General features: G+C 64.2%; 13 protein-coding genes. All 13 read right to left on the reverse strand.

Annotated features, from left to right (window positions below):
- Positions 1 to 88: 88 nt before the first annotated feature.
- Positions 89 to 406: a Dabb family protein gene (locus EJ078_RS19735; protein ID WP_067002558.1), complete on the reverse strand. Its 318-nt coding sequence runs from the start codon at positions 404 to 406 to the stop codon at positions 89 to 91.
- Positions 407 to 416: 10 nt separating this feature from the next.
- The gene (locus tag EJ078_RS19740; protein WP_095823433.1) at positions 417 to 2045 is read right to left on the reverse strand and encodes a choline dehydrogenase; all 1629 of its coding nucleotides are present in this window, start codon (positions 2043 to 2045) and stop codon (positions 417 to 419) included.
- Between the two features lie 12 nt (positions 2046 to 2057).
- On the reverse strand, positions 2058 to 2819 hold the full coding sequence (locus EJ078_RS19745; RefSeq protein ID WP_127215740.1) for a 3-ketoacyl-ACP reductase: 762 nt from the start codon (positions 2817 to 2819) through the stop codon (positions 2058 to 2060).
- Positions 2816 to 4318: a GMC family oxidoreductase gene (locus EJ078_RS19750; protein WP_127215739.1), complete on the reverse strand. Its 1503-nt coding sequence runs from the start codon at positions 4316 to 4318 to the stop codon at positions 2816 to 2818. Before EJ078_RS19750 ends, EJ078_RS19745 begins: the two co-directional genes overlap by 4 nt.
- 106 nt (positions 4319 to 4424) lie before the next feature.
- Positions 4425 to 5540, reverse strand: a complete 1116-nt coding sequence (locus tag EJ078_RS19755; RefSeq protein ID WP_067325879.1) for an ABC transporter ATP-binding protein — start codon at positions 5538 to 5540, stop codon at positions 4425 to 4427.
- A gap of 23 nt (positions 5541 to 5563) precedes the next feature.
- Positions 5564 to 6508, reverse strand: a complete 945-nt coding sequence (locus tag EJ078_RS19760) for a carbohydrate ABC transporter permease (RefSeq protein WP_095800490.1) — start codon at positions 6506 to 6508, stop codon at positions 5564 to 5566.
- Positions 6505 to 7464: a sugar ABC transporter permease gene (locus EJ078_RS19765; RefSeq protein ID WP_067002547.1), complete on the reverse strand. Its 960-nt coding sequence runs from the start codon at positions 7462 to 7464 to the stop codon at positions 6505 to 6507. The genes EJ078_RS19760 and EJ078_RS19765 overlap by 4 nt, the downstream gene beginning before the upstream one ends.
- 187 nt (positions 7465 to 7651) lie before the next feature.
- The gene (locus tag EJ078_RS19770) at positions 7652 to 8905 is read right to left on the reverse strand and encodes an ABC transporter substrate-binding protein (RefSeq protein WP_067002546.1); all 1254 of its coding nucleotides are present in this window, start codon (positions 8903 to 8905) and stop codon (positions 7652 to 7654) included.
- Positions 8906 to 8964: 59 nt separating this feature from the next.
- Positions 8965 to 10476 carry an aldehyde dehydrogenase family protein gene (locus EJ078_RS19775; RefSeq protein WP_095777114.1) on the reverse strand — a complete coding sequence of 504 codons (1512 nt, stop codon included), beginning with the start codon at positions 10474 to 10476 and terminating at the stop codon, positions 8965 to 8967.
- A 10-nt stretch (positions 10477 to 10486) separates the two neighbouring features.
- A complete protein-coding gene (locus EJ078_RS19780) occupies positions 10487 to 11263 on the reverse strand; it encodes an enoyl-CoA hydratase/isomerase family protein (protein WP_067327025.1) in 777 nt (258 codons plus the stop codon).
- Positions 11256 to 12857, reverse strand: a complete 1602-nt coding sequence (locus EJ078_RS19785; RefSeq protein ID WP_127847313.1) for an acyl CoA:acetate/3-ketoacid CoA transferase — start codon at positions 12855 to 12857, stop codon at positions 11256 to 11258. The genes EJ078_RS19780 and EJ078_RS19785 overlap by 8 nt, the downstream gene beginning before the upstream one ends.
- Entirely contained in the window at positions 12854 to 13870 is a 1017-nt protein-coding gene (locus EJ078_RS19790; protein WP_127403941.1) for a Gfo/Idh/MocA family oxidoreductase, read from the reverse strand. Before EJ078_RS19790 ends, EJ078_RS19785 begins: the two co-directional genes overlap by 4 nt.
- A complete protein-coding gene (locus tag EJ078_RS19795; protein WP_127215494.1) occupies positions 13867 to 14919 on the reverse strand; it encodes a LacI family DNA-binding transcriptional regulator in 1053 nt (350 codons plus the stop codon). The genes EJ078_RS19790 and EJ078_RS19795 overlap by 4 nt, the downstream gene beginning before the upstream one ends.
- Positions 14920 to 15003 lie beyond the last annotated feature (84 nt).

A 15003-nucleotide genomic window follows, 5' to 3' on the forward strand; every position in this document is an offset into this window, starting at 1 on the left:
CTGCTCCTTTGCATCCGCGAAAGGAACGATATGTCCCATGCGGTGCAAAAGAGAACGGGTCATTTGCCGGTTTCCGATCAACCGGCGGTCACATTTCCGTAAACTCCAAGTCGAGGACCATCAGCCCGTCGGTGCCCCCTTCGAGCGCGGCTACCAGGCGAGCGCCGGCGCGCTGATGCGCCTCGTGCGCCAAATAGGCGTCGCGGGCGGCAGCATCGCGGAAATCGATGGTAAAGCCATGGCCGAAACCGCGCGCGAACGGCTCCGGGCTGACATTGGCGCTGAAATGAACCTTGCCCATGCCGTCGATGGCCGGGCGCAGCGCTTCGAGATCGGCGTGAATCGCGGCGCGCTCGGCGGCGGAGGTGCCGTCGCCGAAGCGGACAAAGACGCAGTGGCGGATCATTGTTCTTCCCTCAAGCCGCCTTATTGCCCTTGAACACGGCCGGCGGCAGCGGCTCGCGTCCGAGGATCAGATCGGCGCCCTTCTCGCCGACCATGATGGTCGGCGCATTGGTGTTGGAGGAGGGGACACGCGGCATCACCGACGCGTCGCAGACCCGCAGGCCGTCGATGCCGCGCAGCCTGAGATCGGGCGTCACCACAGCCATCGCATCATGTCCCATGCGGCAGGTGCCGACGGGATGGTGATCGGTCTTGGACGCGCGGCAGGCATAGTCGAAGAGGTCGGCGTCGCTTTGCAGCGCAGGGCCGGGCAGCACCTCGCGCAGCACAAAAGGCTGCAGCGCCTTCTGCCGCATGATCTCCCGCGCCAGCCGCAGTCCCTTGATCGACATGTCGCGATCGTAGGAATCGGACCAGTAGTTCGGGTCGATCAGCGGATGATCGGCGGGATCGGCGCTCTTCAATCGCACGGTGCCGCGCGAGCGCGGGCGCAGGAAGGCGGAGTTCAGCGTCACGCCGGGATTGTTCAGCTTCTCGACCCCAGCCTCGATGCCGGAGCCGAGACCGAGATGGAACTGGATGTCGGGCGAGGCGGCGGTCGGATCGGCGTACCAGAAGCCGCCGGTCTCGAACAGGCTGGATGCGACAGGGCCCTTCTTCAAAAGCACGTATTGCAGGCCGGCCCACATCGTGCGGTGCAGCTTAGCATAGTTGTCATAGGTGTGGTCGCCGGTGCATTCGGCGATCACGAACAGGTCGAGATGGTCCTGCATGTTGGAGCCGACGCCGGGCAGGTCATGGACCGGCGTGACGCCGACCGACTTCAGATGATCGGCCGGGCCAATGCCGGATTGCATCAAGAGCTTTGGCGAGCCGATGGCGCCGGAGGAGATGATCACCTCGCGTTCCGCGCGCAGGATCGTCTTCTCTCCGCCCGGCTTGTCGACGATCTCGACGCCGATGGCGCGGCCTTTCTCGACGACGACGCGGGTGACGAGTACATCGGTCCTGACCGTCAGGTTCTTGCGGGCGCGGATAGGCTTCAGATAGGCGACCGAGGCGGAGGAGCGCCGCGCGTCCTTCTGGGTGAGCTGGTAATAGCCGACGCCTTCCTGGCTGGCGCCGTTGAAATCCGGATTGAAGGGGATTCCCATCTCCTGGCCGGCGCGGAAATAGGCCTCGCAGATCGGCAGCGGCGAGATCGGGTTGGAAACGCCGAGCGGCCCCTGGTCGCCGTGATAATCGTTGGCGAAGCGCTGGTTGTTCTCGGCGCGCTTGAAATAGGGCAGCACATCGCGATAGCCCCAGCCGGCCAAGCCCTCTTCCTTCTCCCAGGCGTCATAGTCGCGGGCGTTGCCGCGCGTGTAGATCTGGGCGTTGATCGACGAGCCGCCGCCGACAACCTTGGCTTGGGTGTACCAGAAGACGCGGTCCTTCATGTGCTTCTGCGGCACCGTCGACCAGCCCCAGGAAGCGATGCCCTTGGTCATCTTGGCGAAGCCTGCCGGCATGTGGATCAGCGGGTGCCAATCCTTCCCGCCGGCTTCGAGCAGCAGCACCGAATTGGTCGGCTCCTCGCTCAGTCGGTTGGCCAGCACGCAACCGGCCGGTCCGGCGCCAACGATGATGTAGTCAGCCATGGTTCCACTCACTCACAGACGAGGCACGGAGAGCGCGCCGTCGACATCGATGACCGATCCGGTTGCAAAGCCGAATTTTCCGCTGGCAAGTGCGGCCACCACAGCGCCGATATCGGCGCCCTCGCCCCAGCGGTTGGCCGGCACCAACCCGCCTTCTATCAGTGCGTCATATTTGGCGGATACGCCTGCCGTCATGTCGGTGCGGATGATGCCCGGCCGCACCTCGAACACCCCGATGTTTTCCGCGGCGAGCCGCAGCGCCAGGTTCTTCACCCACATCGAAAGCCCTGCCTTTGAGATGCAGTAGTCGGCGCGCTCCGGCGAGGCCATTGTGGCGCTGACCGAGGTGATGGTGACGATCGACCTCGCAAAGCTGGCGGGTGTCGCCAGCATCGCCTTGGCGACGGCCTGGCTGAGGAACACCGTGCCGCGCAGATTGATATTTAGCGCGTGGTCGAAATTATCAGGCTTCAATTCCAGAAGGTCGCCGCGCACGACGGCGCCTATGCCGGCGTTGTTGACGAGGCAATCGATGCTGCCGAAGGCGTCCACCGCCGCCGCGACCAGTTTTGGATGGCCAGCGAGATCAGCGATGTCACAGCTGGCATAGGCGAATTTCGCGCCGCGCGCGGCGATGCTTTCGGCAAGTCCATCGGCCGGCTTGTCCGCAAGGTCGGCAACAAGAATATCGAAGCCGGCATCGGCCAGCGCCTCGGCGCAGGCAAGGCCGATGCCGCGCGCGCCGCCGGTGACGATGGCTGCCGGGCGGGTCATGCCGCGAACTCCGTCTTGCGGATATGGTCTGCCACGCGCAGCGCCTGGGCTGCGATCGACAGCGCCGGATTGACCGCCGCCGAGGTCGGCAGGAAGCCGGCGTCCACGACGAACAGGTTCTTATGGTCGTAAGCACGACAGAACGTATCGAGTGGCGCCGTCGCGGGGTCGTTGCCCATCCGCACGGTGCCGCACTGGTGCGAGGGCGTGCGCTTGTCGAACGGGCGCGACAGCACGATCGGGTAACCGCAGGCGCGGAAGTTTTCGCGCATCACCGTGGTCAGGCCTTCCAGCGACTGCATGTTGGAGCGCCGCCACTGCATGACGATCTCCTTGCCGTCGACCAGGATGCGGCTTTCAGGATCGGGCAGGTCCTCGCACATCAGGTACCAGTCGACGGCGTGGCCGGCCATGAAATCGAGCGCGAATCTTGGCGCCAGCTTCACATTGGCCCGCAGCATGTTGCCGTCGATCTTGCCGAGCAGTTGCACATTGCCCAGCGGCTTGCCGCCCTTGCCGCCCGACAGATAATAGTCGTTGAGCATCAGCGTCTTCTGGTAGACGGCGTCGTTGCGGCGGCGCGGGTCGATCGCCAGCATCGCGCTCGAATTGTGGTTCATGAAATTGCGGCCGACCTGGTCGGAACTGTTGGCGAGGCCTTTGCCGTTTGTCGAGGGCGAGCGCAGCAGGATGACGGCGGAGTTGATCGCGCCGGCCGATAGGATGACCAGCTTCGGCGAGAGCGTCCTTTGCGCGCCGTTCTGCGTGTAATGAATGGCGGCAATCGATTTGCCGTCCGGCGAGGCCTCGAGCCAGTCGACATGGGCGCCGGTTTCGAGCTTGATGTTCTTGTCATTGAGCGCCGCCGCCAGAGGCCCGGTCTGGGCGTCGACCTTGCCTTGCCCGGTGTTCGGAAAAGCATCCCAGCCGGTCTTGCCCTCCTTCAGCCAGGCTTCGATGTCGACGCCGAGCGGCAGCGAGGCAGGATGCAGGCCGAGGCCTTTGAGCTCGGCGCGAGCACGCGCGATCGAAGGTTCGTCGGGCACCGGCTTGAAGGCATAAGGAATCGAATGGAACGGCTCGGTCGGATCCTCGCCGAGCGCGCCGCGCACGCGGAAAAGCTGCTCGGCCTTCGAATACCAGGGTTCGAACTCGTCATAGGAAAACGGCCAGGCCGGCGAGACACCGCCGAAATGCTCCAGCTCGGAGAAATCCTCCTTGCGGTAGCGGATCAGCACCGCGCCGAAAAATTTCGAGTTGCCGCCGACATAATAGTAATTGCCGGGGTTGAACGCGGCGCCGCCGGCCTCGCGCCACATCTCCTTCGGCCGGTAATGCCCGTCGACGAAGATCGAGCGCGTCGAGCGCGCATGCGGCGTCGCGGGCAGCGGTTCACCGCGTTCCAGGATCAGGATCGAGGCGCCGCTGCCGGCCAAGCCGGAGGCGATCGTGGCGCCGCCGATGCCGGAGCCGATGATGACGATATCCGGATTTGTCATGGTCTAAAGCGCGTCGTGTTTGAACTGACCGGGACCACGCGCTTTAGATCTTTGTCTTGACGCATGTCGCTGCCCCAAAACCGGATCCACTTTTGGGCGACATGCATCAGAGAATGCGCTTCTCGGTCGCCGGATCGAAGAACACCGCCTTGCTGAGATTGAAGGCCAGCGGCGTGCTGGTGCCGGGCTGGATCCTGGCGTCGGCGCGCAGCCGCGCCACCACGCCCTTGCCGCCGAGATTGGTGACGGCGAACGTGTCCGATCCCGCCGGCTCGACCACTTCGATGTGGCAGTCGGCGGTGGCGATTTCGGATCCGTTGCGCTCGGCGCCTTCTGGATCGGTCAGCGCTTCCGGGCGCACGCCGAAGATGACCGGCTTGTCCTTGAAGGCCGCAAGGCCGGTCGGCGCGCCGGGCAGCGACAGCGTGATCGGTTGGCGGGCCTCACGATCGAGAACAACGGAAAGCCCGCTGCCATTGGCGCCGATCTTGGCCGGGATCAGGTTCATCGCGGGCGAGCCCATGAAATCGGCGACGAAGATATTGGTGGGGTTGTTGTAGACTTCGGCCGGCGTGCCGAACTGCTGTACCTCGCCGTCGCGCATCACGGCGATCTTGGTCGCCAGCGTCATCGCCTCGATCTGGTCGTGGGTGACATAGACGATCGTGGTGCCGGTCGTGGCGTGCAGGCGCTTGATCTCGATGCGCATGTCGACGCGCAGCTTGGCGTCGAGGTTGGAAAGCGGCTCGTCAAACAGGAAGAGTTTCGGGTCGCGCACCAGCGCCCGGCCCATGGCGACGCGCTGGCGCTGGCCGCCGGAAAGCTGGCTGGGCTTGCGGTTGAGCAGGTGACCGATCTGCAGTATCTTTGCCACCTTGTCGATCGCCGCCTGGCGCTCCGCCGCCGGCACGCCGCGCATCTCCATGCCGAAGGCGATGTTTCCGGCAACCGTCATGTTCGGATAGAGCGCGTAGCTCTGGAAGACCATGGCGATGTCGCGCTTCGAGGGATGCAGATCGTTGATCGCTCGGCCGTCGACGCGGATCTGGCCCTCGGTGATGGTTTCCAGCCCGGCAATGGTGTTGAGCAGGGTGGACTTGCCGCAGCCGGACGGGCCGACCAGCACCAGGAAGCCGCCCTTTTCGAGCTCGACATCGATGCCCTTCAGGATCTCGACATTCCCGAAGCGCTTCTTCAGCCCATCAATTTCCAGAAAAGCCATGGTCGTTCCTTCAGAAAATAGGGTCAGCCCTTGACCGCGCCGGCCATCAGCCCGCGCACGAAATAGCGGCCGGCGACGACATAGACGATCAGGGTGGGGAGCGCGGCAATCATCGCCGCCGCCATGTTGACGTTGTATTCGACGACGCCGGTCGAGGTGTTGACGACATTGTTGAGCGCCACCGTCATCGGCATCACGTCGCCGGTGCCGGCGTAAGCGGAAGCGAACAGGAAGTCGTTCCAGATGTTGGTGAACTGGTAGATGACGGTGACGACGAAGATCGGCATCGAGTTGGGCAGCATGATGCGACGGAAAATCTGGAAGAAGGAGGCGCCGTCGACCTGCGCCGCCTTCACCAGTTCGGTCGGGAAGGCCTCGTAATAGTTGCGGAAGAACAGGGTGGTGAAGCCGAGGCCGTAGACCACATGGACGAAGACCAGGTTGACCGTCGAGTTGCCGAGGCCGAAGTTGAACCCCGTCGCGTTCTGCAGGCTGGCGCCGAAGCGGCCGATGCTGCCGAGGATGGTCGCCATCGGCAAGAGTACCGACTGGAACGGAATGAAGCAGGCGAACAGCATCATCGCGAAGACCAGCGTATGGCCGCGGAAGCGCCATTTGGTCAGCACATAGCCGTTGAGCGCGCCGAGCAGCGTCGAGATCAGCACCGCCGGCACCACCATCTTGATGGAGTTCCAGAAGTAGCCCTTGATCCCGGCGCAGGTGAGACCGACGCAGGTTTCGCCCCAGGCCTTGAACCATGGCGCGATGGTCGGCGACTGCGGCAGCGCCAGCATGTTGCCGTTCTGGATCTCGTCCATGGTCTTGAACGAGGTGACCAGCATGACGAAGAGCGGCATCAGGTAGAACAGCGCGAACAGCGCAAGCAGTCCGTAGATGACGATGCGGTTGATTGTCCTGGCGCTGACGCCGCTCGATGCCTGGCTGGCCGGTGAGGTGACGGCGCTCATCGCGGCTTCTCCCTGAGCTCGGAATAGAGATAAGGCACGATGATCGCGGTCAGCGTCATCAGCATGATCACCGCGCTCGCCGAGCCCACCGCCATCTCGTTGCGCTTGAAGGTGAACTCATACATGAAGTTGGAGGGCAGCCAGGCCGAACCGCCCGGTCCGCCGCTGGTCAGCGCCACGACAAGGTCATAGGACTTGATGGCCAGATGCGCGAGCACGATGAAGGCCGACAGGAACACCGGCCTGAGCAGCGGAATGACGATGCGGCGGTAGAGCTGGAACGTGGTTGCGCCGTCGATCTGCGCGGCCTTCATGATCTCACCGTCGATGCCGCGAAGCCCGGCCAGGAACATCGCCATGATGAAGCCGGAAGCCTGCCAGACGCCGGCGATCACCACCGTGTAGATGACGAAATCCTTGTTCTTGATCCAGTCGAAATGGAAGCTCGTCCAGCCCCATTGGTGTAGCGTCTGCTCGAGACCGAGGCCGGGGTCGAGGAACCATTTCCAGGCGACGCCGGTGACGATGAAGGAGAGCGCCATCGGATAGAGATAGATCGGCCGCAGCATGCCTTCGCCGCGGATCTTCTGGTCGAGCAGGATGGCCAGGAACAGGCCGAGCGCCAGGCAGATCAGGATGTAGAGGAAGCCGAAAATGCCCATGTTGGTGATCGAGGTGTACCAGCTCGACGGCGGGTCGCTCTCGAAGGTCCAGCGCCACAGCCGCTGATAGGCGCGGGCGCCGGTGATGTCGTAGGATGGGAAGGTCTTGGAGTTGGTGAACGACAGATAGATCGTCCACAGGATGAAGCCATAGACGAAGACGATCGTCGCCGCGAAGCTCGGCGCCAGGACGATCTTCGGCAACAGGTCCTGCAATCGCGAGCGGACGGAGGCGCCAGGACGGGCGTCATGTTCCGGCGTCAGCTTGATTTGGGTTTCGGCGACTGTGCTCATCGGCTCATCCAGTACCGGTTATTGGGGACCAGCCAGCGTGCGGCGCACACCAGGCAGCAATCCCGTATATCGTCTCGACAGGAGACCTCCCCCGCCGGAGCGGGGGAGACTCGAGTGGTTTTGTTTTATGCAATTCCGAACGGAAAACCGCTATGCACTTTTCCTGGAATTGCTCCAGCAAAACGCCTTACTTGGCGTCGTCGATCGCCTTGACCAATTCGGTCACGGCTTCGTCCGAGGTCTTGATCTGGCCATGGACGAACTTCGAGATGACGTCCTTGTAGGCGTTGGCGACAGCCGGGGGCGCGCCGTAGCCCTGGGCCAACGAGCCGAACAGCTTGCCGCCTTCGTTAGCCGCCTTAAGGTCGGCGATGCCCTTCTTGCCGCAAGCATCGAAGTCGGTGTCCGGCACGTCGGTGCGGGCGGGGACCGAGCCCTTCACGACGTTGAAAGCCGACTGGAAGCTCTTCGACAGGGTGGCGGTGGCCAGAGCGACCTGGGCGGCCTTGCGGTCGTCCGGAACGTTGAACATGCCGAACATGTCGGAGTTGTAGATCACCGAGCCGTCGGTGCCCGGGAAGCGGTAGCAGAGGAAGTCCGTGCCCGGCGTCTTGTTGGCGGCGTGGAATTCGCCCTTGGCCCAGTCGCCCATGACCTGAACTAGCGCATCGCCCTTGATGACCATGGCGGTGGCGAGGTTCCAGTCGCGGCCCGAGAAGTTCGGGTCGACATAGGTGACGAGCTTGGCGAGGTTGTCGAACGACTTCTTCATCGTGTCGGACTTGAGCGACTCCTCATCGAGGTCGTTCATCGCCTTCTTGTAGAATTCCGGTCCGCCGGTCGACAGCACGACGGAGTCGAACATGGTCGCTTCCTGCCAGTTCTGGCCGCCGAGCGCCAGCGGGATGACGCCAGCGGCCTTGGCCTTGTCGAGCAGGGCGATGAAGTCGTCGAAGGTCTTCGGCTCGGTGCCGCCGATCTTGTCCATCACGGCCTTGTTGATCCACAGCCAGTTGACCGAGTGGACGTTGACCGGAGCCGCGACCCACTTGCCGTCATAGACGGAGAACTTCTGCAGGGCGGCCGGAACGCTCTTGTCCCAGCCTTCCTTCTTGGCGGTCTCGGTGAGGTCGCCCATGACGCCAGCAGCGGCATAGTCGAGCACGGTGTAGCCCAGCATCTGCGAGGCAGTCGGATAGTTGCCGGCCGCGACCATCGCCTTCAGAGCGGTCATGGCGGCGTCGCCGCCGCCGCCGGCCACCGGCACGTCCTTCCAGGCATAGCCTTCCTTGGCCAGATCCTGCTTCAGCACGTTCAGAGCAGCCGCTTCGCCGCCCGACGTCCACCAATGCAGCATCTGCACTTCCTTGACGTCCGCGGCATGCGCCGAGAACGCAAAGCTCGTCGCAAGAGCCGTTCCGATAAGCAGTTTGCGCAACATGTACTACCTCCCTTGTTGCATTCACATAACCGGCGGGGTGACCGCCGGGGTCTCCCAACTCAGCCGAGCCACCATCCGGTGCGCTGGCCGCGATGAAACTGGATTGTCTTTTCCTCGGTATAGTCCTCGACGGCGCGTTTGCCGAGTTCGCGTCCGAGACCGGATTGCTTGTAGCCGCCGAAGGGCAGTTCGGGATAACCCTCCATGAACGTATTCACCCAAACCGTCCCCGAACGCACACCGCGCGCCACCGACATACATGTGTCGATGCTGGCGCTCCACACTCCCGCAGACAGACCATAGGGCGTGTTGTTGGCGATGTGCAATGCCCTTTCAATCGTTTCAAAAGTGAGCACGGACAGCACCGGCCCGAAGACTTCCTCGCGCGCGATTTCCATGTCCTCGGTAACGTTGCGGACAATGGTCGGATCGAGATACTGGCCGGCGTTGGAGGCGAGCTGTCCGCCGCCGCTGAAGACGCTGCCGCCGCCGGTTTTGGCCGCCTTCACATATCCGGCTACCTTCGCCATATGGTCGGCCGAGATCATCGCGCCGACCTTGGTGCGGTCGTCAAGCGGATCGCCGACTTTCACCCTCTCGGCCAGCGCCTTGACTGCGCCGAGAAAGTCGTCCGCGATCGCCTCATGCACGATCAGCCGACTGCCGGCATTGCAGCATTCGCCGGCGTTGAAGAAGCCGCCGAAGACTGCGGCATCCGCCGCTGCTTCGAGATCGGCGTCGGGAAAGACGATCTGGCCGTTCTTGCCGCCGAGCTCCATCGACACCTTCTTCAGCGAACTGGACGCCGCCGCCATGGTCATCTTGCCGACGCGGGTCGAGCCGGTGAAGGACACCATCTCAACCAGCGGATGGCTGACCATTGGCGCGCCGACATCGCTACCCAGGCCAGCGAGGATGTTGACGACACCCGTCGGCAGGCCGGCCTGCAGCAGGATATCGCCGAGCACGAAGGTCGACGCCGAGGTCATCTCGCTCGGCTTGACCACGGCAGTGCAGCCGGCGGCGAGCGCGAAGGGCAGTTTCTGGCTGACGATCAGGAAGGGAAAATTCCACGGCGTGATGATCGAGACGACGCCGATCGGCTCGCGCAGCACCACGCCCAGCATGTCATCGCCGAGATTGGCATAGCTCTCGCCATGGAGCGTGCGAGCAAGCGAAGCGGCATAGCGCCAGATGTCGACGGCGCCGCCGATCTCGCCGCGCGCCTGTGCGATCGGCTTGCCGGATTCCAACGCGTCGAGCCTGGCAATCTCTTCCAGTCGGCCCTCGATCAGATCGGCCGCTTTGAGCAGCACCGCGGCGCGTTCCGACGCCTTCATGCGCGGCCATGCGCCGGCCTCGAAGGCCTTGTGAGCTGCCTGCACCGCAGCGTCGACTTCCGCAGCACCCGCCTGCGCATAGCGTGAAACCGCAAAACCGTGGCCGGGACTGTTGCGTTCGATCGTGCGGCCGTCCCGGGCATCGACATGTTTGCCGTCGATCAGAAGCTTGTAGCTCTTCGGCGCCTGAGACGCTTCGACCGGCATGGAAATGTTAAGCGGTGCGTTCATCGTATCTTCTCTAGGATCTCGAAAAGTCCGGCTTGTGCCTGGCCTTGAAGGCGCCGACACCGGCCTTGAGGTCGCCGGTGAGCGCAATGAAGCCGCTGGCCAGCGCTTCCGTGGCGGCGGCGTCTTCCTCGCCTTCGGCAATGCCGATCATCAGCTTGGCGGCCTCGGTTGCGAGCGGACCACGCTCGGCGATCTTTTCTCCCCAGGCTTTTGCTTCATCCAAGGCCTTGCCGGTTTCGACGACGCGGTCGACGACGCCGAGGGCGAGCGCCTCGTTCGCCAGAAAAATCTCGCCGCCAAGCGCCATGCGCCGCACGATCTGTGCACCGAAGCGGCGCACAGCGCGCTGCGTACCAGACCAGCCGGGCACGACGCCGATCGAGGTCTCGGGAAAGCCGAGCTTGATCTGGGTTTCGGCGACGCGAAAATCGCAGGCGGCGGCCAATTCCAAGCCGCCGCCCAGCGCATGGCCGGACAGCACGGCGATTGTCGGTTGCCGAAGCCGCGCCAGCCGGTCGAAGACACGATGGCCGTAGCGCACCCATTGAACCTGGAAATCGGCGGCGCTTAATTGTGCCCAGGCCTCGACGTCGCCGCCGGCGCAGAAACCCTTGCCTTCGCCGCTGATGAGCACGACACGGACACCCTCGGCCAGTTCGGCCTTGTCGAGTGCGGCTTCGAGCGCGCGCAGCATCGGAATGTCGAGCGCGTTGAACTTTTCCGGCCGCCTGAGCGTCACGGTACCGATCACGCCATCCTGCTCGAAGGTGACGAGGCGCTCAGCCATGCGCGCCTCCAAGCGAAGCGCCGCCGTTGAGCGACAGGCCGATCGGCCGATCTTGATAGAGCGAGGCCGGCGTGAACTTGAGGTCGTTTGCGACGGAGAGCGGAGTGTCGGCCTGCGCCAGCACATCGCGTTCGAGATCGATGCCGGGCGCCAGCTCGGTCACCATCAGCCCGGCCTGGGTCAGCTTCATCACACAGCGTTCGGTGACATAGGTGATGTCCTGGCCTTGCGCGACCGCGCGCTTGCCGGAGAAGGAGATGTGCTCGACCTCCTCGACGATCTTTTTCACCTTGCCTTCCTGGTCGATGCGGAGGGCGCCGTTCGCCAGCGAAAGCTTGGCGCCAGCATTGAAGAAGCCGGAGAAGACGATCTTCTTCGCCCGCGCGGTGATATCGACGAAGCCGCCGGCGCCGGCCGTCACATGCGGTCTCGCCGAAAGCTTCGACACGTTGACCGAGCCGTGGCGGTCGATCTGCAGGAAGGACAGGAGCGAGGCGTCAAAGCCGCCGGCCTGGAAATAGATGAACTGGTGCGGCGAGGGCATGATCGCCTCGGCATTCGAGGCGCAGCCGAACTTGAAGTCGAGCAGCGGCACGCCGCCGACCGCGCCCTGCTCGATCACCCAGGTGACCTTGCCGTGCTGGCCTTCCTCGAGAAGAATGCGCGGCACGTTGGCGGAGATGCCGAAGCCGATATTGACGGCCATGCCGTCGCGCAACTCCATGGCGACGCGGCGCGCGATCACCTTCTGGATGTTCATCTCCGGGGTGCGGAAGGTGGAGAGCGGCCGGAAGATCTCGCCCGAGATCGCCGGGTCGTAAGCCGTCTGCGTCGTCTGCAGCTGATCGGGCGCGACCACGATATGGTCGACCAAGACGCCGGGCACGCGCACATCGTGCGGCTTGAGGGTTCCGTTCTCGACGATGCGCTTAACCTGCGCAATGACGATGCCGCCATTGTTGCGGGCAGCCAATGCCTGTTCGAGACCGCCGAGATAGGCGCCCTCATGCTCGTAGGTGAGATTGCCGCGCTCGTCGGCGGAGGTGGCGCGGATGATCGAGACGTTGGGGACAATGGCGCGGAAGTAGAGCCACTCCTCGCCATCGAACGGTTGCACCGAAACGATCGGCTCTCTGGCGGCGGCATTCATGGCGCAGCCCTGGTGGCGCGGGTCGGCGAAGGTGTCGAGGCCGACCTTGGTTAGCACGCCGGGACGCTTGGCGGCCGCCTCGCGATGCATGTCGAACAGGATGCCCGAGGGCACGTTGTAAGCCGCGACCGAGTTGTCGCCGATCATCTGCCAGATCCGCGGCGGCTCGGCGGAGGAGGGGCCGGATGGATAGGAGCCGCAGAGCGTGCGCTTGAGCAGGCCAGGCTTGGCGAGATGGTCGATGCCCTTGATGCCGTACATGTCGCCGGCGGCGATCGGGTGCAGCGTGGTGATCGCTCTCGGATGCCCTTCCGCATCGAAGCGCTCGCCGATCGCGGCGAGCACGGCGTCGGGGCAGCCGAGGCCGCTCGAGGACGACACCGAGACAACCATGCCGTCCTTGATCAGGCTGGCGGCATGCGCTGCCGTGACGAGCTTGCTCACGCGAGGCTCCCGAGTTGCGGATCGATGATCACGGCCTTGCCGGTCTTCGATGATTGCAGTGCTGCTTCGGCGGATGCCAGCGACCAAATGCCGTCCTCGCCGGTGGCCGAAGGCTGGCCTTCGCCGCGGATCGCGGCATGGAACTGGCGCAGCGAGCGGGTGTAGAGGTCCTCGCGATCCAAGTTCAGCTCTTCCTCGCCATTTGCAGTGCGCAGCAGCACCGAGCCGACCGGCTTCTGCGTCATCACATCGGTGGCGATCAGCGAGCCCTCCGACCCATGCACTTCGAAACCGATGCCGGCGAACTTGGTCGTGAAGCCTTCATGCGATTGCGCAATGACGCCGGACTTGAAGCGCCAGATGCACATCGCGCCGTCCTCCAGCCCGCCGCCGGCCATGCCGGCCGACTGTGTGAAGGCCGAGATCTCGACCGGATCGTCGCCGAGCACGAAGCGCAGCGTGTCTGCATCGTGCACCGTGATGTCGAGCACCACGCCGCCCCCGGCTTCGGGCCTGGTGATGCGCCAGCCCTGCAGGCTTTCAGGCAGATAGACGGAATGGAAGACACGCGCGGCGATCGGTTTGCCGATACGGCCGGTTGCGATTGCCTCGCGCATCGCCCGGTGCGCGCCGGCATTGCGCAGATGATGGTTGGTGCCGAACACGATGCCGGCTTTCCTAGCCGCCGCCACCATCTTGCGCGCATCGGCGCTGGTCAGCGCCAACGGCTTTTCGCAGAGCACATGCTTGCCGGCCTTGATGGCGGCCAGCCCCTGTTCGAGATGCAGCTCATTGGTGGTCGAGATGTAGACGGCATCAATGTCCGAGCCAAGCAGCGCATCGAGCGTCGAGACGGCTTTAGGAATGCCGTTTTCCTTGGCGTAGCCTTGAGCCCGCTCTGCGCTGGAGCTCATCACGGCGGCAACCGCGCCGTCGGCCTGCGCGCGAATGGCGTTGACCATGAACTGCCTGGCGATCGTGCTCGCGCCGATCAGGCCCCATCTCACGCTCATGCCGCGTCTCCCATTCCAGTGCCGTGCGCGCTGCGGCTCGGGCCGCAGCTTTCCCTGACGACGAGGCTGACCGCGCCGATATGGTCCTCGGCGCGCGTCGTGCGCGACTGGATCATCTTCAGCATGACGTGCGCGGCGCGCTCGCCAAGGCCTGGGGTGTCGACGGCGACGCTGGTCAGCGCCGGCATGTAGTGCTCGGCTTCGGCCACGTCGTCGAAACCGACCACGGCGAAGTCGGCCCCGGCCTCCAGGCCGCGCTTGCGCAGCGCGAGCATGACGCCGAAAGCGACGGCGTCGTTGAAGCAAAGCGCGGCTGTCGGCGGCTCGGCTGCCGCAAGCGCGGTCTCCAGGCAGGCCATGCCGCCTCTGCGGCTGGTCTCGCCTTCGACGATCGTCCGGTTGGCGGCCGGGATGCCAAGCGCCTCGCAAGCCTCGATGAAGCCGCCAAGCCTGTCGTGATAGACAACGAGGTCGGACGAACCGCCGAAGAAAGCCAGCCGGCGGTGGCCTTTGCCGATCAGATGCTGGGTGGCGAGATAGGCGCCGCGATGGTTGTCGGGCGCGATTGCCGGGATGCGGCTCTCGGGCAGGCGGCGCATGGCGAAGACGACCGGCACGCCGGCAGCCTCGATGCGGCGGAAGGCGCCGGGCGTGGTGCCGCGCGCCGGCGAGACGATCAGACCGGCGACGCCCTGTTCCAGCAGCGACTTCAGCACTTCTTCCTGGCGGACCGGATTTTCCGCGGTGTTGGCGATGAAGGGCACGATGCCTGCGGCCTGAAAGACGCGCTCCATGCCAACCGCCAGCTCGGCGAAGAAGGGGTTGGTGAGATCGTTGATCACCATGCCGATGACGTTGGAATGCGCCTTGCGCAGGTTGGCGGCGCCGCGGTTGTAGACATAGCCGACATCCTCGATCGCCTTGCGGACCTTGACCGCGGTCTCAGGCCGGATCAGCCCGCTGCCTTGCAGCACGAGCGATACCGTCGATTTGGACACGCCGGCCTCGCGGGCGATGTCCAGGATCGTCGCCTTGGCCCGGCTGGTCATATCCGTGCTTCCTCCGCGTCCGGCGCTAAAATTTATTGGAACGTTCTAAACATTGCGTCAAACCGGAGTCAACTGGGAATCATG

It is taken from the genome of Mesorhizobium sp. M1A.F.Ca.IN.022.06.1.1 (assembly GCF_003952605.1).
In the GTDB taxonomy this organism is placed as follows: Bacteria; Pseudomonadota; Alphaproteobacteria; order Rhizobiales; family Rhizobiaceae; genus Mesorhizobium.